Source organism: Agromyces cucurbitae (assembly GCF_058349945.1).
Map to the genome: position 1 here is coordinate 1,270,543 of NZ_JBYRES010000001.1, position 23,066 is coordinate 1,293,608.

At 69.4% G+C, this 23,066-nt stretch carries 30 protein-coding genes; 15 read left to right on the forward strand and 15 right to left on the reverse strand.

From position 1 onward, the window contains the following. Positions 1–60 precede the first annotated feature (60 nt). From AC3RJ6_RS05855 to AC3RJ6_RS05865, 3 genes are all read left to right on the forward strand, one after another. On the forward strand, positions 61–552 hold the full coding sequence (locus tag AC3RJ6_RS05855; protein ID WP_491425963.1) for a nitroreductase/quinone reductase family protein: 492 nt from the start codon (positions 61–63) through the stop codon (positions 550–552). 4 nt (positions 553–556) lie between these two features. Then, on the forward strand, positions 557–1,453 hold the full coding sequence (locus AC3RJ6_RS05860; protein WP_491425964.1) for a TerC family protein: 897 nt from the start codon (positions 557–559) through the stop codon (positions 1,451–1,453). A gap of 134 nt (positions 1,454–1,587) precedes the next feature. Beyond that, complete coding sequence (locus AC3RJ6_RS05865; RefSeq protein ID WP_491425965.1) at positions 1,588–2,595, forward strand: right-handed parallel beta-helix repeat-containing protein; 1,008 nt, start codon at positions 1,588–1,590, stop codon at positions 2,593–2,595. A gap of 15 nt (positions 2,596–2,610) precedes the next feature. Here the strand turns inward: AC3RJ6_RS05865 and AC3RJ6_RS05870 are convergent, their stop codons facing one another. Genes AC3RJ6_RS05870 through AC3RJ6_RS05880 form a run of 3 tightly spaced genes read right to left on the reverse strand, consistent with a single transcriptional unit; the run spans position 2,611 to position 4,820 of the window. Then, complete coding sequence (locus tag AC3RJ6_RS05870) at positions 2,611–3,843, reverse strand: RNA polymerase sigma factor (protein ID WP_491425966.1); 1,233 nt, start codon at positions 3,841–3,843, stop codon at positions 2,611–2,613. Then, on the reverse strand, positions 3,840–4,169 hold the full coding sequence (locus AC3RJ6_RS05875) for a YciI family protein (protein WP_491425967.1): 330 nt from the start codon (positions 4,167–4,169) through the stop codon (positions 3,840–3,842). The genes AC3RJ6_RS05870 and AC3RJ6_RS05875 overlap by 4 nt, the downstream gene beginning before the upstream one ends. A gap of 51 nt (positions 4,170–4,220) precedes the next feature. Then, positions 4,221–4,820: a dihydrofolate reductase family protein gene (locus tag AC3RJ6_RS05880; protein ID WP_491425968.1), complete on the reverse strand. Its 600-nt coding sequence runs from the start codon at positions 4,818–4,820 to the stop codon at positions 4,221–4,223. A gap of 204 nt (positions 4,821–5,024) precedes the next feature. On the opposite strand from AC3RJ6_RS05880, the gene AC3RJ6_RS05885 reads away from it, so the two are divergent. Next, the gene (locus tag AC3RJ6_RS05885; protein ID WP_491425969.1) at positions 5,025–5,819 is read left to right on the forward strand and encodes an SDR family NAD(P)-dependent oxidoreductase; all 795 of its coding nucleotides are present in this window, start codon (positions 5,025–5,027) and stop codon (positions 5,817–5,819) included. Positions 5,820–6,121: 302 nt separating this feature from the next. After that, entirely contained in the window at positions 6,122–6,472 is a 351-nt protein-coding gene (locus tag AC3RJ6_RS05890; protein ID WP_491425970.1) for a metallopeptidase family protein, read from the forward strand. Positions 6,473–6,479: 7 nt separating this feature from the next. On the opposite strand, the gene AC3RJ6_RS05895 is transcribed toward AC3RJ6_RS05890, so the two are convergent. The 4 genes from AC3RJ6_RS05895 to AC3RJ6_RS05910 form a co-directional block, all read right to left on the reverse strand. Then, positions 6,480–6,914 (reverse strand): acyl-CoA thioesterase, encoded by a 435-nt coding sequence (locus tag AC3RJ6_RS05895; protein WP_491425971.1) that lies wholly within the window; start codon positions 6,912–6,914, stop codon positions 6,480–6,482. 7 nt (positions 6,915–6,921) lie between these two features. Then, on the reverse strand, positions 6,922–7,404 hold the full coding sequence (locus AC3RJ6_RS05900; RefSeq protein ID WP_491425972.1) for a hypothetical protein: 483 nt from the start codon (positions 7,402–7,404) through the stop codon (positions 6,922–6,924). Between the two features lie 76 nt (positions 7,405–7,480). After that, the gene (locus tag AC3RJ6_RS05905) at positions 7,481–8,242 is read right to left on the reverse strand and encodes a PspA/IM30 family protein (protein ID WP_491425973.1); all 762 of its coding nucleotides are present in this window, start codon (positions 8,240–8,242) and stop codon (positions 7,481–7,483) included. Then, positions 8,239–8,904: a hypothetical protein gene (locus AC3RJ6_RS05910; RefSeq protein ID WP_491425974.1), complete on the reverse strand. Its 666-nt coding sequence runs from the start codon at positions 8,902–8,904 to the stop codon at positions 8,239–8,241. The genes AC3RJ6_RS05905 and AC3RJ6_RS05910 overlap by 4 nt, the downstream gene beginning before the upstream one ends. A 212-nt stretch (positions 8,905–9,116) precedes the next feature. Here AC3RJ6_RS05910 and AC3RJ6_RS05915 point away from each other — a divergent pair, with 212 nt between their 5' ends. The 7 genes from AC3RJ6_RS05915 (at position 9,117) to AC3RJ6_RS05945 (ending at position 14,571) form a co-directional block, all read left to right on the forward strand. Continuing rightward, positions 9,117–9,389, forward strand: coding sequence for a hypothetical protein (locus tag AC3RJ6_RS05915; protein ID WP_491425975.1), 273 nt, complete (start codon positions 9,117–9,119; stop codon positions 9,387–9,389). Next, on the forward strand, positions 9,389–10,975 hold the full coding sequence (locus tag AC3RJ6_RS05920) for a hypothetical protein (protein ID WP_491425976.1): 1,587 nt from the start codon (positions 9,389–9,391) through the stop codon (positions 10,973–10,975). Before AC3RJ6_RS05915 ends, AC3RJ6_RS05920 begins: the two co-directional genes overlap by 1 nt. Further along, positions 10,950–11,438: a hypothetical protein gene (locus tag AC3RJ6_RS05925; RefSeq protein WP_491425977.1), complete on the forward strand. Its 489-nt coding sequence runs from the start codon at positions 10,950–10,952 to the stop codon at positions 11,436–11,438. Before AC3RJ6_RS05920 ends, AC3RJ6_RS05925 begins: the two co-directional genes overlap by 26 nt. Further along, positions 11,435–12,103, forward strand: coding sequence for a hypothetical protein (locus AC3RJ6_RS05930; protein ID WP_491425978.1), 669 nt, complete (start codon positions 11,435–11,437; stop codon positions 12,101–12,103). The genes AC3RJ6_RS05925 and AC3RJ6_RS05930 overlap by 4 nt, the downstream gene beginning before the upstream one ends. Before the next feature lie 148 nt (positions 12,104–12,251). Continuing rightward, positions 12,252–12,740: a DUF6069 family protein gene (locus tag AC3RJ6_RS05935; RefSeq protein ID WP_491425979.1), complete on the forward strand. Its 489-nt coding sequence runs from the start codon at positions 12,252–12,254 to the stop codon at positions 12,738–12,740. Positions 12,741–12,796: 56 nt separating this feature from the next. Next, a complete protein-coding gene (locus tag AC3RJ6_RS05940; protein WP_491426235.1) occupies positions 12,797–13,960 on the forward strand; it encodes a sensor histidine kinase in 1,164 nt (387 codons plus the stop codon). Further along, complete coding sequence (locus AC3RJ6_RS05945; RefSeq protein WP_491425981.1) at positions 13,957–14,571, forward strand: response regulator transcription factor; 615 nt, start codon at positions 13,957–13,959, stop codon at positions 14,569–14,571. Before AC3RJ6_RS05940 ends, AC3RJ6_RS05945 begins: the two co-directional genes overlap by 4 nt. A 77-nt stretch (positions 14,572–14,648) precedes the next feature. On the opposite strand, the gene AC3RJ6_RS05950 is transcribed toward AC3RJ6_RS05945, so the two are convergent. The 3 genes from AC3RJ6_RS05950 to AC3RJ6_RS05960 all read right to left on the reverse strand — a co-directional run bounded on the left by AC3RJ6_RS05950 (position 14,649) and on the right by AC3RJ6_RS05960 (position 16,727). Continuing rightward, a complete protein-coding gene (locus tag AC3RJ6_RS05950) occupies positions 14,649–15,152 on the reverse strand; it encodes a hypothetical protein (protein ID WP_491425983.1) in 504 nt (167 codons plus the stop codon). A gap of 39 nt (positions 15,153–15,191) precedes the next feature. Beyond that, positions 15,192–15,977 carry a hypothetical protein gene (locus AC3RJ6_RS05955; protein WP_491425984.1) on the reverse strand — a complete coding sequence of 262 codons (786 nt, stop codon included), beginning with the start codon at positions 15,975–15,977 and terminating at the stop codon, positions 15,192–15,194. A 111-nt stretch (positions 15,978–16,088) separates the two neighbouring features. Beyond that, positions 16,089–16,727, reverse strand: coding sequence for a hypothetical protein (locus AC3RJ6_RS05960; RefSeq protein ID WP_491425985.1), 639 nt, complete (start codon positions 16,725–16,727; stop codon positions 16,089–16,091). 88 nt (positions 16,728–16,815) lie between these two features. On the opposite strand from AC3RJ6_RS05960, the gene AC3RJ6_RS05965 reads away from it, so the two are divergent. Beyond that, positions 16,816–17,274 (forward strand): MarR family winged helix-turn-helix transcriptional regulator, encoded by a 459-nt coding sequence (locus AC3RJ6_RS05965; RefSeq protein ID WP_491425986.1) that lies wholly within the window; start codon positions 16,816–16,818, stop codon positions 17,272–17,274. 123 nt (positions 17,275–17,397) lie between these two features. On the opposite strand, the gene AC3RJ6_RS05970 is transcribed toward AC3RJ6_RS05965, so the two are convergent. After that, positions 17,398–18,342, reverse strand: a complete 945-nt coding sequence (locus AC3RJ6_RS05970) for an EamA family transporter (RefSeq protein WP_491425987.1) — start codon at positions 18,340–18,342, stop codon at positions 17,398–17,400. Positions 18,343–18,415: 73 nt separating this feature from the next. Between AC3RJ6_RS05970 and AC3RJ6_RS05975 the strand changes: the two genes are divergently transcribed. Next, on the forward strand, positions 18,416–19,360 hold the full coding sequence (locus AC3RJ6_RS05975) for a LysR family transcriptional regulator (RefSeq protein ID WP_491425989.1): 945 nt from the start codon (positions 18,416–18,418) through the stop codon (positions 19,358–19,360). Positions 19,361–19,371: 11 nt separating this feature from the next. On the opposite strand, the gene AC3RJ6_RS05980 is transcribed toward AC3RJ6_RS05975, so the two are convergent. The 3 genes from AC3RJ6_RS05980 to AC3RJ6_RS05990 all read right to left on the reverse strand — a co-directional run bounded on the left by AC3RJ6_RS05980 (position 19,372) and on the right by AC3RJ6_RS05990 (position 21,852). After that, complete coding sequence (locus tag AC3RJ6_RS05980; RefSeq protein WP_491425990.1) at positions 19,372–19,830, reverse strand: hypothetical protein; 459 nt, start codon at positions 19,828–19,830, stop codon at positions 19,372–19,374. Continuing rightward, positions 19,827–21,119, reverse strand: a complete 1,293-nt coding sequence (locus AC3RJ6_RS05985; protein ID WP_491425992.1) for a hypothetical protein — start codon at positions 21,117–21,119, stop codon at positions 19,827–19,829. The genes AC3RJ6_RS05980 and AC3RJ6_RS05985 overlap by 4 nt, the downstream gene beginning before the upstream one ends. Positions 21,120–21,264: 145 nt before the next feature. Then, positions 21,265–21,852: a hypothetical protein gene (locus AC3RJ6_RS05990; protein WP_491425993.1), complete on the reverse strand. Its 588-nt coding sequence runs from the start codon at positions 21,850–21,852 to the stop codon at positions 21,265–21,267. A 57-nt stretch (positions 21,853–21,909) separates the two neighbouring features. Between AC3RJ6_RS05990 and AC3RJ6_RS05995 the strand changes: the two genes are divergently transcribed. Then, positions 21,910–22,575 carry a hypothetical protein gene (locus AC3RJ6_RS05995; RefSeq protein WP_491425994.1) on the forward strand — a complete coding sequence of 222 codons (666 nt, stop codon included), beginning with the start codon at positions 21,910–21,912 and terminating at the stop codon, positions 22,573–22,575. 16 nt (positions 22,576–22,591) lie between these two features. On the opposite strand, the gene AC3RJ6_RS06000 is transcribed toward AC3RJ6_RS05995, so the two are convergent. Then, entirely contained in the window at positions 22,592–22,987 is a 396-nt protein-coding gene (locus tag AC3RJ6_RS06000) for a hypothetical protein (protein WP_491425996.1), read from the reverse strand. Positions 22,988–23,066: the final 79 nt, after the last annotated feature.

Genomic DNA, 23,066 nt, shown 5'->3' on the forward strand with positions numbered 1-23,066 from the left:
ACACCCGATTCGCGGGAAGATGGACGCAGCAGCACTCGCCACCTCGAGGAGGCGATCCCCATGTCCTTCGACACCCGCAACGGCACCCGCGGCGCGCGTCAGCCCGGCCGCGGCCGGCTCGAGCAGTGGGGCAACCGCAAGATGGTGGAGCGCATCCGCCGCAAGGGCAGCCGTCACGGCGACAAGCTCGTGCTCGTCACGATCGGCAAGCGTTCGGGGCTCGAGCGGGCGACGCCCGTGCGGTGGTTCGCGGGCGAGGGCGGCGGCACCCGCTACATCGTCGCGTCGGCGTCGGGCGCGCCGCGCAACCCGTCGTGGTACTACAACATCGCGGCGCACCCCGACCAGGTGCGCATCGAGTTCGCCGGACGCAGCATCCTGGTGCGTGCCGAGCAGTTGCACGGCGACGAGCGCGAGCGGATCTGGATGCGCATCACCGCGCTCGCACCCGGTTTCGCGAAGTACGAGCGCACCACCGACCGCGAGATCCCGGTGATCCGGCTCACGCCGCGTTCCAACGCGGTGGGCGGGGCGACCGGCTCCCTACGATGAACGGGTGGACTTCTCCTTCGCCCTCACACCCGACCTCATCGCCGTCTTCCTCACGCTGTTCGTGCTCGAGGTCGTGCTCGGCGTCGACAACGTCATCTTCATCTCGATCCTCGCGTCGAAGCTGCCGAAGGAGCAGCAGGCGAAGGCCCGCAACCTCGGCCTGACCCTCGCGATGCTGATCCGCGTCGTGCTCGTGTTCTTCGCGGGGTGGATCATCACGCTGAAGGAGGACGTCGTCGAGCTCTGGGGCATGGGCTTCTCGATCAAGGACTTCATCCTGATCGCCGGTGGCCTCTTCCTCGTCTACAAGGCGGTCACCGAGATCCACCACAAGCTCGAGGGCGCCGAAGAGGAGCACGGCGCGGCACCGCGCCGCATCACGTTCGGGTCGGTGCTCGCGCAGATCCTCGCGCTCGACATCGTGTTCTCGCTCGACTCGGTGATCACGGCCGTCGGCATGACCGAGAACCTGCTCGTCATCGTGACGGTCGTCGTGCTCTCGTTCGGCATCATGCTGTTCGCGGCGCGCTTCATCTTCACGTTCGTGAACCGCCACCCCACGGTGAAGATGCTCGCCCTGTCGTTCCTGCTGCTGATCGGCGTGTTCCTCATCGCCGAGGGCTTCGGCGTGCACATCGACAAGGCGCTCATCTACGCGCCGATGGCGTTCGCGATCCTCGTCGAGGCGCTCAACCTCATCGCCGCGTCGCGCAAGGCGAAGCGCGAGCAGCGCCGCCGCCAGCCGGTGCAGCTGCGCCCGCAGTACCCCGACGTCGACGAGTCGGTCGCGGTCTCGGCGGCGCTGTCGAAGGGCGAACCCGGCGCGGGCTCGGTCGGCCTCTCGGGCCGCCCGGTCGAGGGCGAGCGGGATGCCGCGGAGGAGCGCGCCGGCCTCGGCTGATCGGCCCGCGCAGTCGACTCAGAAGTTGAGGAAACCCCAGTTGTGGGGGTCGCGCTCGAGTGCGCCGCGGAGGAGACTCCCAGCCGCCGCCGCCGCCGCCGCCGCCGGCGACGACCGAGGCGAGCGCTCCGCTCGTGACGCTCGATGCCGACGGTGCGGAGCTCGCCGGGCTGGTGGTCCAGGGCGTCGTCGATCAGACGCCGACGATGGACGGTACCTTCGCGCTGTACGTCCCGGCGGTGCAGACGACCGACGCCCACTCCGGCTACCGCGTGCATCACAACCTCATCCGTTCGAACACGCTCGGCGTGGAGTTCGGCGCCGACGGCGAGGCATCCAGCCGCCTCGACGACAACTGCCTGCGGGAGAACCGGTTCGCCGCCGCGAACCAGCGATTCGGCCTCGAGCGTGCATCGATCGAGGACAACGAGGTGTTCCGAACCGCTGTCGTCGGACTCGAGGTCGGTTGGGGTTACCGAGCGGCGGATTCGCTCGACGTCGTCGGCAATGCCGTGCGCGAATCCGTGAACGGCATCACCGTGCAGAACACGAGTGATGTCCGCGTGGCTGGCAACCACGTGGCCGCGTCGTCGAACCGCGCGATCACGATCTCCGCGGGCAACACGGCGACCGAGGTGAACGACAACCTCGTCGAGGGCGGACCCTCGCTCACGACCGTGTCGGCCGGGATCGTCACGGCCGGGCTCGTGCCCGGTCTGGCGCCGAGCTCGGGCGTCGTCATCCGCGACAACACCGTCTCCGGCATCCGGTTCGTGAACTCGGCCGGCAGCCCGTTCGGGTACGGCGTCGCGATCGCGAACTCGTCGGTCGACGGTGCACAGGTCGTCGACAACGTCGCGACCGGTAACGGCCAGGCGGGCATCATCCTCTTCACCAACACGAAGAACGTGCTCGTGCGCGACAACGTCGCCGACGACAACGGCCTCTTCGGCATCAGGGCGCAGGGCACCGGCCTGGTCGGCAACGTCATCGAGGACAACCACATGACGGGCAACGGTTCGTTCGACGCGAGCGACGTCACGGACCCGAACCCGGCGGACGGCATCCAGTTGCTCAACGTCTGGTTCGACAACCACTGTGTCACCGATCAGCCCGCGGGCCTGCTCTGCGGGGCCGGGTAGTGCTCGGATCGAGATTCAGCCGAGCTCGTCGCGGCGACGCGAGAGGTGCGCCGTCTCGGCCGTGTTGCCCGCGAGGGCGATGGCGCGGTCGTAGGCGTCGCGCGCCTCGGCGACGCGACCCAGGCGGCGCAGCAGCTCGGCCCGGGTGGCGTGGAACGCGTGGTACCTCGAGAGCGCATCGCCGAGGCGATCGACGATTGCGAGCGAGGCATCCGGCCCCTCGAGCTCGCCGACCGCGATCGCCCGATTGAGCGCGACGATCGGCGAGCGGTCGAGCCGCACCAGCTGGTCGTAGAGGGCGACGACCTGCGACCAGTCGGTGTCACGGGCATCTCCGGCGTCGGTGTGCACGGCGTTGATCGCGGCGAGCAGCTGGTACCGCCCGGGTGCGACGCCCGAGGCGAGCCGCTCGCGAACGAGCCGGTGGCCCTCGTCGATCAGGTCGCCGTTCCAGTCGTCGCGGTGCTGCTCGGCGAGCGGAACGAGCTCGCCGTCGGCCGACACGCGGGTGGCACGACGCGCCTCGGTGAGCAGCATGAGCGCGAGCAGGCCCGCGACCTCCCCGTCGTCGGGCAGCAGGGCGCGGATGAGCCGGGTCAGCCGGATCGCCTCGGCGGTGAGGTCGGCGCGCACCGGGTCGGTGTCGGGCCCCGTCGCGAGGTAGCCCTCGTTGAAGACGACGTAGAGCACGGTGAGCACCCCGTCGACCCGGGCCGGCAGGTCGGCGGCGGTCGGCAGCCGGTACGGGATGCGGGCGGCCGCGATCTTGTCCTTCGCACGGGTGATGCGGCGCGCCATGGCGCCCTCCTGCACGAGGAACGCGCGGGCGATCTCGGGCACGGTCAGCCCGCCGAGCATGCGCAGGGTGAGCGCGACGCGCGCCTCCATCGCGAGGGCCGGGTGGCAGCAGGTGAACACGAGCCGGAGCCGGTCGTCGTCGATGGCGCCGAGCGGCTCGGGCGGGTCGTCGTCCGAGAGCATGAGGGCCTCCCGTTGCTTGTCGTCGCGCTTGTGCTCGCGGCGGATGCGGTCGATCGCCTTGTGGTTCGCCGTCGTCGTGAGCCACGCGCCGGGGTTCGGCGGCACGCCGTCGCGAGGCCACCGCTCGACCGCGATCGCGAACGCCTCCGCCGCGGCATCCTCGGCGATGTCGAGGTCGCCGAAGCGTCGCGCGAGCGAGGCGACCACCCGCGCCCACTCGTCGCGGTGGGCGCGGGTGATGGCGGCGTGCGCGTCGGTGGTGCTCACCCGAGCAGCATGGGCCGCACTTCGAGGCGGCGGTTGCACGCCTTCGAGCCGTCGGCCATGAGCGCCAGGGCGACGTCGAGGTCGGGCGCGTCGATGATCCAGAGGCCGGCCATGTGCTCCTTCGACTCGATGAACGGGCCGTCGGTGAACACGGGCTCGTCGCCCCGGCCGTCGATCACGGTCGCCGTGCTCGGCGCGGCGAGGCCCGCGGCGAAGACCCAATGGCCGCCCGCCCTGAGGCGGTCGTTGAACGCGTCGATCGCGATCATCTCCTCGTCGGTGCCGGAGTTCGTGCGGTCGTCGATCACGGAAACGAGATAGTGCATCTCACACCTCCACGGAGTGGTTCACGGACATTCTCTCGGGAGGATCCGGCTCTACGCATACTCCGGGCGCCCGGCCGGACGGAAGGTCTGCGCCGTGATGCCCGAGTCGAACGTGCGCGACTCGAGGAGTTCGAGCGCGAAGTCCTTGCCCTCGTCGGGGAACAGTCGGGTGCCCGCGCCGACGATCACGGGAAAGACGATGAGCGTCAGCTCGTCGACGAGCTCGTGCTCGAGCAGCCAGCGGATGAGCTGCCCGCTGCCGTGCACCTGCAGCTCGCCGCCGGGTGCGGCCTTCAGTTCTCGGATCGCGGTCTCGAGGTCGCCCGACAGCACCGTCGTGTCGGCCCACTGCGGCTCGGTGATCGTGTTCGACGCGACGAACTTCGGGCGGGTGTTGAGCGACCGCACGAACGGGTTGTCGAAGTCGTGCTGCACGCCCCAGTAGCCCGCGAAGAGCTCGTAGGTGCGCCGGCCGAACAGGAAGGCGTCGGCGCGCAGGTAGAAGTCGCCGATGTAGCGCTCGGACTCCTCCTCGCCGAGCGGCATCGCCCAGCCGCCTCGGTCGAATCCGGGGTCGAGTTCGGGGTTGTTGCCGCCGTTCGCCTGCATCACGCCGTCGACGGTGACCTGGGTGTTGGTGACGAGCTTCATGACCGTGGGTTCCCTTCTCGGTCGCCCCGCGTGGGCGGCCCTCACCGATGCCACGAACGGGGATGCCACGATCGGACACGTCTCGCGGATTCGAGCGCCGAATCATGGTGACACCGAATTGCAACCAATGGGTTGCGTGTGCGTGGACCAACATGCAACCATAGGGTTGCATTCTTCGTATTCGAGATCACACAGGGAGACATCATGCTGCTCGAGCACAAGGTGGCCGTGATCCACGGCGGTGGGGGATCGATCGGGAGCGCGGCGGCGCGCGTGTTCGCCCGCGAGGGCGCGAGGCTGTTCCTCGCCGGCCGCAGCCTTCCCCGGCTCGAGGTCGCGGCCGCCGCGGCTCGCGCGGAGGGCGCAGAGGTCGACCTCGCGGTCGTCGACGCCATGGACCAGGCGGCCGTCGACCGGCACGTCGATGAGGTGGCGGGGGAGGCCGGCCGCATCGACATCGCCCTCAACGCGGTCGGCTTCGACCACGTGCAGGGGCTGTCGATCGCCGAGACCTCGCTCGACGACTACCTGCACCCGGTGGTCGGCTACCTGCAGACGAACTTCGTCACCGCGAAGGCGGTGGCGCGGCACATGATCGCGCAGCACGACGGCGTGATCCTCACGATCTCGACGCCGGGTGCGCGGCTCACCGGGCGCGGGCTCATCGGCAACGCGGCCCAGTCGGCGGGGCTCGAGGGGTTCTCGCGCGCGCTCGCCGGCGAGCTCGGCCCCGACGGCGTGCGCGTCGTCTGCGTGCGCCCGCACGCGATGGCCGACGCGCTCGAGACGTCGTACACGCGCGACATGTTCGGCCGCATCGCGGAGGCGGGCGGCATCCCGATGGACGAATGGGTCGCCGGACTCGAGGGCACGACCCTGCTCGGGCGCCTGCCCGCGCTCGACGACGTCGCCGAGTACCTCGCGTTCGCCGCCTCCGATCGCGCCGGCGCGATGACCGGCGCGATCGCGAACCTGTCGGCGGGCGCGCTCGTCGACTAGGCCGGGCCGCGGCAGGCGGCAGGCGGCAGCGGCAGGCGGCAGCGGCAGTGGCAGGCGGCCGCACGCGGAGCACCGGGGGGAAGCACGGCGGCCGTCATCTGCGGGCGGCACGGCGCGTGAGAGATTCCCGAAAGAGCTATGCCAGTTCCGCCTCATCGTGAGGCGGAATTGGCATTGCTCGAACGGGAACCGGCCGGTCGAGTTCGGGGCCGGCGCCGCTCGCATTCCGTCGACAGCGAACGGGATGCCTCGGATGCGCGCATTCCGGCCGCCTGAGCCGAAACGGGGTTCAGAATCGGAACATGGTCGAGATCTCCGACGACGACTTCGAGCAGATGGTCTCCGAGGTGTACGACGCCCTGCCCGACGACATGGTGCGGGGCATCGAGAACGTCGCGGTGCTGATCGCGAACCAGCCGCCGGGGGAGTGGCCGCGGCTCTACGGGCTCTACAGCGGGCGTCCGCTGAAGACGCGCGGGGTCTACGGCTACGGCGAGCTGCCCGACCGCATCACGCTCTTCAAGAACAACATGCAGGCGCACAGCAACGACCTCGACGCGCTCCGCACCCGGGTGCGCATCACGCTCGTGCACGAGATCGGCCACTACTTCGGGCTCGACGACGCCAAGCTGCGCGAGCTCGGCTGGGCGTAGCGGACGATCACGTCGACGGCTCGGCCGCGGGTTCGAAGAACAGTGCTTGGAGGTCGTCGGGCCAGTCGGCGCCCCGTCGTGTGCTCGCGTCGACGTAGGTCGCGATCATGAGGCACGTCGAGACCGTCGTGCCCGAGGCATCCGCCATCGTGCACTCGATCATCGCGTCGTGCCCCCGGAACTCGCGCACGAACGACGTGATCGTGACCGACTGGTCGCCGTCGACCGGGCGCAGGAAGTCGATCTCCAGTCGCCGCACCCAGATCATGAAGCCGAGCGTGCCGAGCGTCGGCAGGTCCCAGCCGGCGTATCGCGCGAGGCCCTCCATGCGGTGGTCGGTGAAGTACCTCGCGTAGTTGCCGGTGCTCAGGTGCTGGAACGGGTCGAGCTCGGAGAACGCCACCTGGTGGGTGGTCTTGTAGATGATCGGCGCCCTCGTCATTGCAGCGCTACCGAACGACCTCGACGTCGACGACGCCGAACGTGAACGGGATCATGAACGACTCGCCCGGGGCCGGCGGGTCGAGGGGAATAGCGAAGAACGAGACCATCGTCAGGACCGTCCAGGCGAGCGTGCCGGCGATGATCACGATCACCGCGCGATCGATGATCCGCAGGGCGGATGCCTCGGTGCGACCCGACCGCAGCACGAGGCTGATTGCCACGATGATCGTCACCGCGATCGCGATGAACACGATCGGGCTCGGGCTGAGGGTGACGTTCACGCACGTCGGGGCGACGTCGCCCGGGCCGCCGTTGGTCTCGATGGAGCCGCCGCCGGCGCAACCGCCCTTGCTCGCGTTGCCGATGAAGCTGTAGACGAGCGCCGTGCCCATCGCCGAGAGCAGCATGCCCCGGATGCGGCGGATGACGGTCGCACCCGGCAGCGTCGAAAGCGTGCCGGTGGGCGGTCGGTCGAGCGTCTCGGACATCCGGTCTCCCCCTCGAGTCGGGTTTACCGGCATCGTGGCAGCCGGAGGCTCCGCTCCGCTACCTCCAGTTCGCGCCTCACCCCTGCCCGATGCCCAGCCACCCGTCGGGGCCGTCGCCTCGCGGCTGCGTGCTGCTGCCGCCCGAGGCATCCTTCATCGCCTTCAACTGACGGTCGATCTCGGCCTGGGCCGACATGGTCGCGAGCTGGCGCTCGATGTCGGCGTCGGGTGAGGCGGTGAGGTCTTTGAGGGCGCCGCTCGCGAGCAGCTCGTCGGTCGCGGCGGCGCGGGCCTGCATCTGCGCGACCCGGTCCTTCGCCCGGTCGAGGCTCGCGCCGACGTCGGTGATGCTCGATCCGATGCCCGCGACGGCCTCGTTCGCCTTCACCTGCGCCTCGGAGGCGGTGTAGGTCGCCTTGATCGTCTCCTTCTCGATGCGGAAGGCGGCGACCTGCTCCGACAGCTGGCGCTCGCGCTGCTGCAGCTGGGCGGTCTGCTGCTGCATCGACGCGTACTGGTCCTGCAGCTTGGCGACCTGCGTCTCGAGCAGCGCACGGCGCTCGAGGGCCGCGCGGGCGAGGTCTTCGCGACCCTGCGCCATCGCCTCGCGGGCCTGTTCCCCGAGACGCTGGTAGCGCGTGCCCATCTCCTGCCCCTGCAGGTCGATGCGCTTCTTCGCGGTAGCCACGTCGGCGACCGCCTGGCGAACCTGCTGGAGCAGTTTCACCTGCTGCTCGTAACTGTCGTCGAGGGTCTCGCGCGGGTCTTCGATCTTGTCGAGCGCCTTCTTGGTCTTGCTGCGGAAGATGGTGCGCACGCGTGCGGAGTTGTCGCTCATGGTCGGGTCTCCTTCAGGTCGAACGTCTGACGGGGTCGGTGCGGTCGGTGGTCGGCGGTCGACGCCCGGGTCGGCGGCCGGATGGGCACGACGCGTTCATCGCGCCGATTGAGCCGGCGCAGCTCGTCGACGCCCTCGGCGAGGGCCGCGACCTCGCGTTCGACGTCGGCCTGCAGGTCGGTGAGGGTCTCGTCGGTCGCACCCGTGAGCCCGGATGCCACGGCCGAACGCAGCCGGCGCACGAGCCCCGCGACCTGGTCGACGCGGTCGGCGGCGAGGGGCAGCTCGGCGGCGAGCACGGCCTGGTCGGTCTCGCTCTCGAGCAGGCGCAACTGCAGGTCGAGGGCGGCGCCCTCCTCCCGGATGCGTCGGAAGAGCCGCGGCAGCTCGCCGTGCGCCGCACCGCGGCCGTCGGCGCGCTCGGCGGCGAGGTCGATGGCGGCCTGCCCGCTGTCGAGCATCTCGGCGAGGCGCACGCGCAGGGCGAGCACCCGCCGGCGCGGGCCGCGGCTGAAGCCCGCACGGGCCCGCAGCGCGGTGTCGGCGACCGCGCGACTGCGACGGATGCGTCGATAGACCGCGCGCGCGACGAGCACGACCGTCGTGATCGAGACGATGACCATGACCACGAACGCGACGAAAATGCCGAGCAGTACCTCCACGGCTCACACCCCCTCCGACGCGGCATCCTCGCCCGCGTCGCAAACGCGATATAACGCAATCTACGCTCGGGTCGGCCGCGGGCCTAGCGCTCACTGCGAATTCGGAGGCGGCGGTCCCGATCGCGAGTGATGGGGAGTGCTGCCCATCGTGCTCGCTCCCGCCCCCGTGGTGGGATGCTGGTGAGCTGCGCAGGGCAGCGCAGAACGGAGTGATGATGGCCGACGTCGACCTCGACCTCTCCGCGCTTCGCGTCGCGCGCACCCGCGTCGGCGGGGCGCTCGACACGTTCTCGTCCGCCGATCGCGTCGGCGACGACCTCGCCGACCTGATCGGCGAAGACCGGCTGGCCGACCGGGTGCGCGACTTCGCCGGCAACTGGGACCACAACCGGGGCAAGCTCGAAGAGCAGCTCGAGACCGTTCGCGACTGGCTCGACGCGATCATCGAGACCTTCACCGAGCTCGACGAAGAGATGGAGGGCTGATGAGCTCTGGACTCGCGATCGAATTCGAGGACGTCTTCGCGGGGCGGCCGGCGCAGCTCGAGACCCGCGCCCGCCGCCTGCAGTCGACGGCCGACGCCATCGAGCGGGCCGCCGAGGCGTTGCGCGACCTCGTCGACGACCAGGTCAGCACGTCGACCGAGCAGGTGGGCGACAGCGCCGAAGAGGCGGCGAGGGGGCTGCGGCGCGCGTACCGCCGGTACAGCGGCACCGCGTCGGCTCTGACGACGTTCGCCGTCGAGCTCGGCCCCGTGCAGGAGCGGGCCCGCGCCGCCGTCGACGACGCCGACTTCCACCAGGACCGCATCTACAGCCTGCAGGGCGACCTCGGCGACCTGAACAACAAGATCACCCAGGCCGAGGCGGCGGGCAAGTCGAGCAACGACCTGCGCGACGACCTCATGACGGCGAACAACGACCTCGCGGCCTCGCACCGGCACATCCGCGAGGCGCGCGGCGTGCTGTACGACGCGCGCGACCAGATCCGGGATGCCGCCGACCGGGCCGTCCGCGAGATCGAGACGGCCATCGAGCACGGCGCCGACTCGTTCGGCGACAACTGGAACCAGTTCTGGGGCGGCGTCGGCGATGTGCTCTCGTCGGTCGGCGAGTGGCTCTGGGACGTCTTCAAGCCGGTCGTCGACTGGCTCGTGCAAGAGCTCAGCGAGCTCGTCTCGGCACTCATGGTGCTGCTCATGGTGGTCATCGGCGCCGCCCTGGTAGGGATCGTGTTCACCGCGTTCGGGCCGCTCGGCCTGCTCGTGCTCGGGCTCGCGCTCGCCGCGGCGATCATCGCGCTGCCGATCGCCGAGCAGGCCGGCAAGCCGCAGCTGCTGCGCAGCCGCAAGGAGACGACGAGCGACGACCGCGAGGCCCGCGACTACCAGAGCCTCATGGCGCAGCTGGCGAAGCAGGACCAGAACGGCAAGGAGGCGTTCAGCGAGATCCGAGTCGTTGCGGTATACGACAAGGACGGCCACATCGTGTCGTGGCGCGTTCAGACGCCGAGCACGCAGGTCTGGTCGCCGTTCAACACCGACGGGGCGATGAACGACCTGCGCACCGACCTGATGCTGTCGCTCTACCCCGAGATGCGCACCCAGTACGAGGAGGCGGTATGGCAGGCGATGACCGACGCCGGCGTCTTCAAGAACGATGCGCCGATCATGTTCACCGGCTGGTCGCTCGGCGGCATGATGGCCGGTGAGATGGCCACCGACCCGCGCGTCGCCGACCGTGTCGAGTCGGTCTTCGTCGCCGGCTCGGCGATCGACAAGCACTACAGCGACATGCCCGACGGCGTACGCGTGACGCAGATCAAGAACGGCATCGACCCCGTGCACACGCTCGAGTTCGCGGGCCTCGACCCGATCGACTCGCTCGCGGTGTTCGACTCCGACTGGCAGGAGTACCGGCCGCTCTCGTGGCCGATGCACGATTCCACGATGTACGGCGACGCGGCCGAGTACTATCTGCCCGAGCCGCGGCCGGGCGACGAGATCTTCTTCACCGAGGAAGATGGTGCATATGAGGAGGTCTACGTTGCCCAGTACACCCGCGGCTCGTAAGCGGGGCGCCCGCATCAAGATCCTGTCGGTCGTCACGATGCTCACGGTCGGCGCCGCGCTCGTCGGCTGCACCGCGAATGCCGACGTGAGCGACCTCGAGTCGCAGCTCGCGGGCATCGACAACGTGAACGGCGCGACCGCGGCGGTGACGCACCCCGGGGCACCGTGGAACACCCAGGTGGTCGTCGCGCTCTACCTCGACGATGCGTCTGACGAAGGCGTCGTCGAGGCGGTTCGCGCCGCGGCACCGGTGCTGTCGGCCGATCCGGTCGCGTCGCGGCACGACGTCGTGCTGAGCTTCATCGACGGTCAGCGCAGCGACTACGAGTCCGAATTCGACGCGCAGAGCGACGAGGTCAGTGTGACCCCCGAGGTGTACGCGGCGCTCGGCATCCGCGATCGCGGCGCCTGGTTCCTGCAGCTCTCGCCGAACCAGGTCCGCGACATCGCGGGCGCCGAGTGAGCGGCGAGATCGGTGAGCTCGCGCCGCCGAAGCTGACCTTCCAGCTGCCCGGGCGCTGGCTCACGGTCGACCCCCGCGACGAGCGGGTCGCGAGCGACCAGGTCGACGCGGCCGTGCGCGAGCTTGTGGGCGTCGCCGACGACGCGGCGATCGCCCGTCGGCGGCTGCGCGACAGCTTCGATCGCGCGATCGCAGCGGCCCGCAAGGCCGACGCGCACGCGCTGCTCCTCTGCATCGAGGCCGCGCCCGGCGTCGCGCTGCCCGCGTCGCTCACCGTGCACGCACCTGCACGCCTGCGCATGACGCCCGCGGTCGGCACCTCGGCCGACGCCGTGCTCGGCGTGCTGGCCAAGGGGCTCGCCTCCTCCGACGCGGCGGCGACCCTGGCCGACACCGTTCGTCGACTCGACGGGCCGCGGGCGAGCATGCTGCGCACCGAACGGCAGTACGAAGAACTCGTCGAAGAAGACGGGGTCTCGGTCACCGCCGTGCGCCTCGAGGTCGACTACTGGTTCGCGGTGCCGGGGTCGAAGCAGGTCGTGCTCGCGAGCTTCGCGACCCCGCTCGGCGAGATCCGCACCGCGATGCTCAACCTCTTCGACTCGATCGCGCTCGCCGCGTCGTTCGACCCGGCGATGGCCGCCACGACCCGGTCGGTCGAGTAGCGCGAAGCGCGTATCGAGACCACCCGACCCGGTCGGTCGAGTAGCGCGAAGCGCGTATCGAGACCACCTCTCGGCAGTACCTTCGTCCCTCCCGATCGGTGACATTCGTCTCTGCCCGCGTCGCCGCGCCCTTCGTAGCGTCGCAGACATGAATACGACGACCCACCAGCTCCAGCAGAACCACACCGCCGACGAGACCCGCGCCGAGGCCGCGGCCGCCCGACGCCGCCGACTCGCCCGGCTCGCGACCATCGCTGCGGCGATCGTGCTGCCGCTCCTCGTCTGGGCGATCGCAGTGCCGCTCGCGGGGCTCGACCTCATCGCCGGTGCCGGCGCGACGGCGCAGACCGTGACCCCGGCGTCGATCGTGATCGTCGGCCTCGTCACGGGGTTCGCCGCGTGGGGCTTCATCGCCCTGCTCGAGCGGTTCACCCGGCACGCGCGCCGCACGTTCGCGATCGTCGGCTGGCCGCTGCTCGCCCTCTCGCTGCTCGGGCCGGTCGGCGCCGGCGCTTCGGGCGGCGTGCTCGTCGCCCTCCTCGTGATGCACCTCGTCACGGGCTCCGCGCTCATGATCGGCATGCCCCTCGCCGCCCGCCGCGCCGCGACGCGACCGAACCCCGGCCAGGGGCGGTGAGTAGATTGACGCACGGAGCAAGCCAGAACGCCGAGCCGACCAGGATGCGTGACGTGATGACGACGACCGAAGACCCGCAGGCGGCACCGCGCACGGCGGCGTGGCTCGCCTACCGGCCCGTTCCGTGGCTCGCGCTCATCGCGGCGCCGGTGCTGCTCGTCGCCCCGCTCGTCTCGGCGATCACGGCCGGCAACCCGGCGCGCATCGCGTACGTCGTGCTCATCGGGCTCGCGTTCGCGGCATCCGTCTCGCGGCCGTTCGGAGCCGGGCGCCGCCCGGGCGGCGCCACCGAGGTCTTCTTCATCGCGCTGCTCGCCCTCTGCACCGGCTACCTCGTGCTCTGGCAGTCGGGGCAGGCCCTGCTCTTTCCGCTGCTCGCGGTCGCCGCCTCGCTCGCGGTGCGCCGCCGGTGGGCGATGGGGGTGGTGGGCTCCGTCGCGGTGACGGGCGCGCTCGCCGTCGGGTTCGAGGCCTGGTCGCTCGAGGCCGCGGTGCTCGTCGGCTTCGCCGCGTTCGCGGGCGGGGCCGGCAACTACCTCGTGCAGTACTACGTGGCGCTGGCCCGCGAGCTCGATCGCACCCGCGAGCGGCTCGCCGTCGCCGCCGTCGGCGAGGAGCGCCTGCGGTTCTCGCGCGACCTGCACGACCTGCTCGGGCACTCGCTCTCGGTCATCGCGGTGAAGGCCGAGGCCGCGCGACGCATGATGAGCCGCGATCCGGATGCCGCGACCGGGCACATCGCGGATGTCGAGGCGATCGCCCGCGACGCGCTCGGCGAGGTGCGCTCGATGGTGGCCGGCTCGCGATCGGCGAGCCTCGGCGACGAGGTGGCGAACGCGCGTCGCACCCTCGAGCAGGCCGGGGTCGCGACATCCGTCACCCTGCCCGACCGGCCGTTGCCGGTCACCGTCGACGCCGTGCTCGGCTGGGTGGTGCGCGAGGGTGCGACGAACGTGCTGCGCCACTCGGTGGCCCGCGAGTGCGTCATCGCGGTCTCGGTGACCGACGGGCGCGCCGTGGTCGACTTCTCCGACGACGGCCCCGAGCGGGCCGGTCGTTCGTCATCGTCGGATGCCTCGGGGGCGACGTTCGAGCCGGGCAACGGGCTCCGCGGGCTGCGCGAACGCGTCGAAGCGGCTGGCGGCGAGTTCGCCGTCGAGACGGCGCCGCGGTTCCGCCTCACGGCCGTCGTGCCGATGCCCGGGGAGGCGGGGCGATGAGCGCGCCGACTACCATCCTCATCGCCGAAGACCAGCGCATGATGCGCTCGGCCCTCGCCACCCTGCTCGAACTCGAGCCCGATCTCACCGTCGTGGGCGCGGTCGAGCGGGGCGACGAGGTCGTCGCGGCGGCCGAGCGGTTGCAGCCCGACGTCGTGCTGCTCGACATCGAGCTGCCCGGACCGAGCGGGCTCGACGTGATCGCGCCGCTGCGCGCCGCAGTGCCCGCGTGTCTCGTCGTGGTCGTCACGACCTTCGGACGACCCGGGTACCTCGCGCGGGCGCTCGCGGCGGGGGCGAACGGATTCCTCGTGAAGGACGATCCGGTCGAGCAGCTCGCCGCGGCGATCCGGCGGGTGCGGGCGGGGGAGCGGGTCGTCGATCCGCAGCTCGCCGCCGAGGCGCTCGGGGTGCGCGACAACCCGCTCACCGGGCGCGAAGCCGACGTGCTGCGGGCATCGGCCGACGGCGCGACCATCCACGACATCGCCGAGCAGCTCTTCCTCTCGACGAGCACCGTGCGCAACTATCTCTCGAACGCGATCGGCAAGCTCGACGCCCGCAACCGCATCGAGGCGCTCACGATCGCCCGCGACAGAGGGTGGTTGTGACCGCTCGTCGGCGGAGGTCGGTCGAGTAGCGCGCAGCGCGTATCGAGACCACCGCAGGTCGGTCGAGCGGCGAGCCGTTATCCGAACGGAGCAGGCCCGAGCAGACGACACGCCTCGGCCGCACCCGGCACGACGGCGATGTCGCCGTCGGCCAGCACGCACGCGGTGAGTTCGGCGGGCGGCTCGTGGTACTCGGGTGTGGGATCGAGCGGGTCGCCGCCGAAGGGAAGCGCGCCCTGCGTCCACATCTCGCGGCAGACGTCGAGGGCGTCGTCGACCGTCGGGCTGCCCATGCGCTGCTCGTCGAGCATCGCCTGCGCGTCGGCGTACTTGCCGTCGGGGCCGCGTTCGACGGACTCGAGGCAGTGGATGATCGAGTACTCGTCGCCGCCCGAGCCGAGCAACGAGGCGCCCGCGACGGTCGTCACGCCGATGGCGGCGAGCGCGAACGGCGAGATCCAGCGCACCGCCTTCCAGCGGCGCCTCCGCCTCGCCGTCGGCTCGTTCTCGACGGTCTCGACCAGAATCTGCCTGATCTGATCGGTGCGCGTTCGTGGTTCTTCGTCTGAAGCGTGCTTCACGGGGAGCCCTCTGCGCTCGGTGGAGCGCCTTGGACCTCGTTACTGCGACGGCCTCACGACCGTGAGCACGTAGGTGTCGGGGTCGGGGCAGGCATCGTGCAATGCGGCATCCATCTCACGATCCATGAATCGCTCGTCGTCACCGGCTGAGGGGAACCAGACGAACCCCGGGTAGGTCTCGACCCAGACGTCACGCCCAGGCGGGTCGGCCACCTCGATGCCGTTCGCGGCGAGGCACGGTGCGTAGAACTCGGTGAGGTAGTCGTAGATCCACCCGAGCTCGGCGTCGTTCGGCCCCGGGTCGGTGAACTTCGTCGGGTGCGCCGTGTCGCAGGAGTACCCCGCGATCGCTTCGGCCTCGCTGCCGCTGCCCGACCAGCTGATGGAGTCAGGCGGCCCGTCGGTGTTGCCGGCAACCCGACCCTCGTCGACCGTCAGGCCTGCCGACTGGTAGCACTCGCGCAGCACGTCGATGCGGTTCTCGTCGGTGACGTAGCCCGCGAACACGACCTCGGGGCGCACCGCGTCGGGGAAGCTCGCGACCACGCCCTGCCAGCGCGCGTCGGCGTCCGCGAGCCGCTTCGCCTCCGACTCCGCCTCGGTGAGCGGCGGGTCGGACTCGGGGTACGGCGCCCAGTCGGGCATCTCGATGCTCACGACGGCGGAGGCCGGGTCGGTGGGCGCGGCGGTGACGGCGTCGGCGGCGGGCGACGCACATGCCGTCAGCACGAACACGGATGCCACGGGCACGGCGAGGCTCCAGGCCGCGAGCGTTCGTCGGCGGCCGGGTGATCGGTGTGACCCGTTGATCTCGTGTTCGCGCATGCGCACCTCCGGTTCGTCGTCGAAGCGTGGGAACGGCCCATAGAGATATGTCCGGAGGGGCGCCGAAGGTTCCCGATTCGTGCCGAAGCGGCCAGGTCGGGTTCAGACGCCCTACGCCCAGGGGAGGCGCGTCGACACGGGCTCGGGGGCCGGCAGCGAGCCGGGCACGATGCGCCTGACGGATTGCGGCGTCGCGCCGATCTGCAACACGGACACGCGACCTCCGACGCGGACGGCGGCGAACGAGCTCTCGAACGGGACCTCGTCGGGAATCGGGATGTGGTGTTCGCCGGCGTCGAGCTCGCCCTCGAACGCCGTCACCGTGTGTCCCACCGGCTCCGGCGGCACGAACGTGCCCCAGATGCCCTCGACCGCGACCGGTGCGGCGTCATCGAGCTTCACCCGGAGCACCCGGGACTCGGCGTCGTAGTCGACGTCTGGAGCGGCGCCGTTGAAGAACTGCTCGACCTGCGCGACCAGCAACGGTGCCACGCCACCGAGGCCCGGCATGAACGTCACCCCGGGATTGAGGTCGCGGATGTCGACCTGGAGCTGCTCCTTCTTCTCCGGCGGCACCATTCCGCCGAAGATCACGAGGTCGACCTCGCGAAAGTCGTAGTCGTCGAGCAGCTGATCGAACTGGTTGCTGGCGTTCGCGCCGTAACCGCGCTGACGCAGCATCGCCACGGTGTCGACGAGTACCGCCGCGCTGCGCCCCACGATGAGTACGCGAGAAGTACGTGCTGACATGATCTGCCCCTTTGTTGGTTGATCCAATGTTGGTACGGCCAACATAGCAAACTGTTGGCCGCGCCAACAAGTGTCTAGAATCCGGGATATGCGCGAGACTCCTTCCGGTCGCACGCCAGACCGCCTCAAAGACCGGCCCACGTGGCTGCTCGGCCGAGCCGCCGCGAGGGCGTCGGCATTGCTCGCGAGCGGATTCGAAGCCCACGGCGACGGTTTGCGCGGGTACCACTACCGGCTGCTCGCCGCGCTCGACCAGTTCGGACCGGCCAGTCAGGCCGACCTCGGGCGAGGCACCGGCATCGACCGCAGCGACGTGACGGCGGCCCTCGCGCAGATGTCGGAGCGCGGACTCGTCGCCCGCGAGGTCGACCCCCGAAATCGACGGCGCAACATCGTGTCGATCACGACGGCCGGTGCGGCGACGTTGCGCGAGCTCGACGAGGTGCTCGACGGCATTCAGGAGGCGCTGCTCGCCCCGCTGTCGCCGACCGAGCGAGCGCAGTTCGCCAAGATCATGACCCGGCTCGCCGAAGCTGACCACTCGTAGGCCGATCCAGCGAACGGGCGGTCGAGGGCAGGTGGATGTCGCGGCCGATGTCGCCGCTCAGTGAGGGTTTCGGCGACAACGCGGAAAGCGCAGCGCGACTGTGATGCCCGTCGCTCGAGGCGGCTACGACCGAGGTTTGACGGCGGACGCCGGCGCTGCCACAACCCGCTCCGGTACATCCGAGGGCGGCTGAGCCCGTCGCCGCGCCGGCGCATTCGCGATGAAGACCCCGGCGACGAGCACGAGCCCGCCGACGGTCTCCCATACGTTCGGAATCTGGCCGAGCAGCAGTGCTGCCGACGCCATGGCCACGACGGGCGCGAGCAGCACCCACGGCACGACCGACGCCGAGCGGTTGCGCGCGAGCAGCCCGTTGAAGATCGCGTAGCCGACGAGCGTGCAGAGCCCCGCCGTGTAGAGCGTCGAGACGATCGGGCGCCAGCCGAACGCGGCGATGCCTGCGGCGATCGCGTCGGGTCCCTCGATGAGCGCCGACAGGCCGAGCGCGGGCAGCGGTACGACGAGCGACGACCACACCGTGAGCGACAGCGCGCCGAAGCGCTTCGCGGGCGCGACCGGGCCGGCCTTGCGCGAGATGACGTTGCCGATCGCCCACGAGAGTGCGGCGAGCAGGCACAGCACGACGGCGATCGCCGGGGCATCGCCGTCGCGACCGAGCGCGACGACGCCGAGCCCGACGGTGCCGACGAGCACGCCGATGGTCTGCAGGCGGCTGGGGCGCTCGCGCAGGGCGAGGGCCGCGACGACGATCGTCAGCACGACCTGCGCCTGCAGCAGCAGCGCCGCGATGCCGGGCTGCAGGCCGAGCGCGATCGAGGTGTAGAGCAGGGCGAACTGGCCGAGGCTCATGAAGAGGCCGACGCCGACGACGGTCTTCCAGCTCGCGAGCGGGCGCGGCACGACGACCACGGCGAGGGCGACGACGGCGAAGCGCACGGCGACGAAGAACAGCGGCGGGATGCCGCTCATGCCCCAGTCGATCACGACGAAGTTGAAGCCCCACATCGTCGCCACCAGGGCGGCCAGCAGCATGTCGCGTCTCGTCATGGTCTCTACTTCACCGCGAAGCATCCGGAAACACCAGCGATCATTTGTGCGCGTGATTCGGTAGCATCCGTACATGATCGATCTCGAAGCCGTGGTCGCCCTGCGTGCCGTGGCGACCAACGGAAGCGTCGCGGCCGCGGCCGATGCGCTCGGCTTCACGCCGTCGGCGGTGTCGCAGCAGATCAAGCGCCTCGAGCGCGGCACCCGCGTCGCCCTGCTCGAACGCGCCGGCCGCGGGGTCGTGCTCACCGACGCCGGGCGTCACCTCGTCACGTCGTCGGCGACCGTGCTCGCCGACCTCGAACGTCTCGAGGCCGACCTGCACCTGGCCGGCGGGGTCAGCGTGGCCGATGGGGCGCCCCGCCGCGTCACCGGCGAGGTGCGCATCGGTGCGTTCTCGACGGCGGTCCGCGGCATCCTCGTCGATGTGCTGCCGCGGCTTCGGGCGGAGCATCCCGAGCTGCGGGTGCCGATGCGCGAGAGCGAGCCGTGGGAGACGATCGCGCTCGTCGCGTCGGGGCAGCGCGACCTCGGCATTGTGCACCGGTGGGGCGGGGTCGCGCTCGCGATGCCCGATCACCTCGTCGAGACGCCCCTGTTCACGGATGTCGCGGACGTGATCCTGCGGCGCGACCACCGCCTCGCGCTCTCGGGCGCCGCCGAGCTGACGCCGGCCGATCTCGCCGACGAGGAGTGGATCGCGACGTTCGACTCGACGATCTGCCGGCAATGGCTGCGGCGGCTGTTCGACGGCGTCTCGAACGCGCCGCGCGTCGTGCACGAGTCGATGGAGTTCGAGAACCACCTCGAGCTCGTGCGCGCGGGGCTCGGGGTCGCGCTCGTGCCGCGGATGGGGCGGCCGGCGTTGCACCCGGATCTGGTGGCGATTCCGACGGTGCGGCCGGCGTCGACGCGCGGGGTGTCGGCGGTGCATCGGCGCAGCCAGGCGGACTCGCCGGCGCTGCAGGTGGTGCTGGATGCGGTGCGGGAGCGCTTCGCATCGTCGCTGACTGACTGAGAGTTCGACCTTCAACTGTGATGCTCTGCCGAGTCGATCAGCGATGCAAACTGCACGTTTGTCAGCACCGGCAGTCCAAACTCTCTGGCCTTGTCCTGCACCGCCTCGTCGTCGGTGACGACGATCCACTCTGGTGCGTCTAGGTACTGACTGTCCTGCGTTCGACCATCGAGGGCGGAGGCTACAACCAACGGATCGGCGCCGCCCTTGTTGGCGTACAGGTCAACGAGACCCGTATCGTCGGAGGGGATCGTTGCCATGACTTCGACGAGCCAATCGAGGACCCCGCGTGTAAGTGGGTGCAGATTCTTCCGCAGGGCATCAATGTCGGGGAAACCTTTTGCCTCGCGCAGAACCGCATCGGGTATGACCGCGTTCTCTTGGAAGAATGCGCTCGCGCGACGGTGTCGCCTCAGATAGGTCAGGGCGTTCGTGTCCACGACGTACCTCTGCCCGAAGTCGTCGTTCACGAAACGACTCTCCTGAGATCGTTGATCTGATGTGGCCGAATGTGGTTCAGACACACGGTGCGGCAGAACTCACCGGGTGAAATACTTGTCGCATCGAGCGCTCGCAGCATGCGTCGAGCGAGTTCCCGACTACCGTACTTCCGCACGGCGTTCTCAGGCAGAATCGGGCTTCGAGCGCCGATCTTCGGCCGGTTTCGAAACTCGGCTCGCAGCTCGTCGAGGTACATCGTGGCAATTTCGGTGCTGAGCATGCCGAGTCGCATTGCGCGAACAGTGACCGCGCTCGGCGTTACCTTGAACTCATCAGATGCCGCCTTCACTTCATCGAGAGATGTAAGGCTGACGGCTCCAAGACGCTCCTTCGACATGAGCATTGCGCCAGCTACGTCGTACTCGTGGCCAAGGTCGGTTTCGGTACTGCCGCCGTCCCAAGTCATGGGTGCAAAGATCCGCCGTGCAACGAGCACCGCCATCAGTGTCAGAGTGAAGAGGGTCCTCCCGACTGGTTCCTGGCCGTCGCCGTGGTCGCCTCCAGCAAGGAAGATGAAGGGCACTTTGCTATCGCGGATCGTCATGCCGCTGAAGCTCACATGGGTAAGGCGCTGAGGCATGTAATGCTGCACGCTGCGGGAGACGAGTACCTGGTTCGCCTCCAGCCGATCGATCATCAAATCGAGGGCGGCCTCCTTGTTTCGGCATCCGCGGATCGAGTCGTGAGCAAGACCCAGCGCCGACATGAGTCGCTCCGCATCCGCATCCGCATCCGGCGAAACGCCAAGCTTGCGAAGCATCCCGACGATTCTGTTCCCCGTGAGGGAGCTGTCGTGCTTCTTCAGCAATTGCTGCTTACGGATGAGATCTTTGACGATCAGTTCGACGTCACGAAGTTCTACTCGCGCTCGGGAACCAATTGAGAACGTCTCCTTGCTGACGCCGGCGAGTAGCTTTTGTGTCTTCTTGGCCACTTGCGCCTCGACGAGGGGGAGTGGAGCGAAAAAGAGGGGGTACGGGATCTCACCCTTGTTCGCGAGATAGACGAGGTCGGCGAACTTGATGTTGTGCGACTCGAGCGCACGCTCGTAGCCCTTGTATGTACCTGCGACGGAGTTGTCGAGCAGAGTCGTGAACACCGCATCGTCGATCGGGACGGTGGAGCCGCCGAGGAGCACATCTATCGGCATGTTGTAGCCCGGAGATCCATAGCTCGATGATCGATCGCGCGAGCGACGCCACGAATAGCGGCCGGTTCCGAGAACACGACTCCTTGATCGCTGCTCTTCATGAGCCAACCGTAATGAGTCTTGCACCAACCATCAGGCATTTCTGGGTGGGTTCATCGATAGACGAACGTGCTGGATTCTCGAAACGAGGTCCCGATTCGATCAGCCCTCGTCGGTGACTGCTTCCGAAAACGGTCGCGACCCTCGCCGAGATTCAGGCCGGATCGATCCGCAGCACCGGCGACGACTCACCGACGGTGAGGTCGTCAACGACCCGGATGCCGCGAGCAAGGTCGTCGACCGCCCCGATGACCGTCCCGAACCGCTCGCGATCGCTGCACACGGCCGTGACGGTCACGAGGTGCGTGCCGAGATCCCACGTGTAGGTGGCGAACGGCGGGCGACCGCCCGGCGGCAGCGCCATGACGAGCTTCTCGCCCACGCCGAGGTAGGTGCCGCGGAACTCCTCGGTGTCGTCGTACTCGATCGGCATCGAGGCTCGCGCGATTCGGATCTCGGGCGTCGCCGTCTGCACCTGGGCCATCACGACCAGTAGGTCGGGCTCGGCCTTCCAGACCCACACGAGCACCCGCCCCGCCGCCTTGCGCATCAGCAGCGGCACGGCCTGACTCAACGCCCACGCGCTGAAGCCGCCGCCCTTCGAGGGCTCGGCGCTCGGCCCCTTGGCCTGCGACAGCAGCATGCCGATCGCCTGCTTGCGGGCGCGGCGGCCGCGGAATCCGAGGGAATCGGTGACGGGCACCCACTTGGAGCGATCGGGTTCTGCGTGGAGACGGGGCACGCTGCCAGCCTAGGATGCGACTCCTGTGCGCGACACGGGCGGCACTAGGGTGATCGCGTGGCACTCGATCCGAAGCTCGACGCTGCTGTCAGGGATATCGACTCGCACGCAAAGCAATTGCGCAGTGGGTGGTGGTGGATGGGCTGGGTGAGCATCGGCATCGCGGGTATCGCTGGGGCGGGTGCTGGCATTGCTGCACGTGAGGGCGGTGTTGCTCTCGCCCTGATGGGTCTTCTCGCGGTGATCGTGGCATCAGTCTTCATGTGGTTCGAGCTGCAGCATGCCGCGCGAGTTCGCGCGGCAGAGCAAGTGGCTCCCCGCGCAGCAGTGATGCCGTTCCTCGTGACAGCTCGACTCCCGTACGAACTCGATGCGGCCGGCGCGGCTGTCGGGCGCCGCGCGCCGTACGTTTCGAATCCGGGCTTCGGTCTCCTCGTCGCCGATGAGAGCGGCATCCGAGTCTTGTCGGGTTGGGCGAGCTCTACCGACGTCGCCATTCCACGTAGGAACGTCGACGACATCGCCCTCGGCACAATCGAGTATCCGTTCGGCGTCGCTCAGTCGGTCGACCTGCTGATCGAAGGCGCGACTGAACCGGTCCGCTTGTCGTTCCGTCCGTTGAGGATGCCGAATCATTACTTCGGTGTAGAGCGACCTGAGATCATTGCCCGCTACATCGAGGCGTTACGTGCGGCCATAGAGACGCAAGAGCGAGCTGACTGAGGCCCACGCCAGCCGGTTACATCATCGACTGCAGCAGTCGGGTGGCCTGCTGGTTGTCGCTCGTCGCGAGCACGACCCGGTTTCGCGAGGCGACGTAGACGAGCGAGATGTTGATGCCCGCCTCGGCGAGGGCGCGAGCCATCCCACCGAACACGCCAGGTGTGTCGAGGTCGGGCTCGGGCAGCGCCGGACTGACGATGACGTCGGTCTCGGCATCGATCGCGATGCCGGCCCTCTCGAGCGCCGCCCTGGCGCCCGCGACGTCTTCGACGAGGATGTGGACGGCGCCCCGCCCGCCCTCCATGAGCGCGCAGAGGCCCTCGATGTTGACGCCCGCGTTGCCGAGCGCCTCGCCGAGTCGAGCCCCCTCGCCGGGCTGGTCCTCGAGGGTGACCAAGAGATCCTTCGCCATGACGGCACCTCCTTCTCGGGCTGACTCAGGTCTACGCCGGTGGGGGTGGTGCGTCAACGACTCGACGAGCATCGAGTGA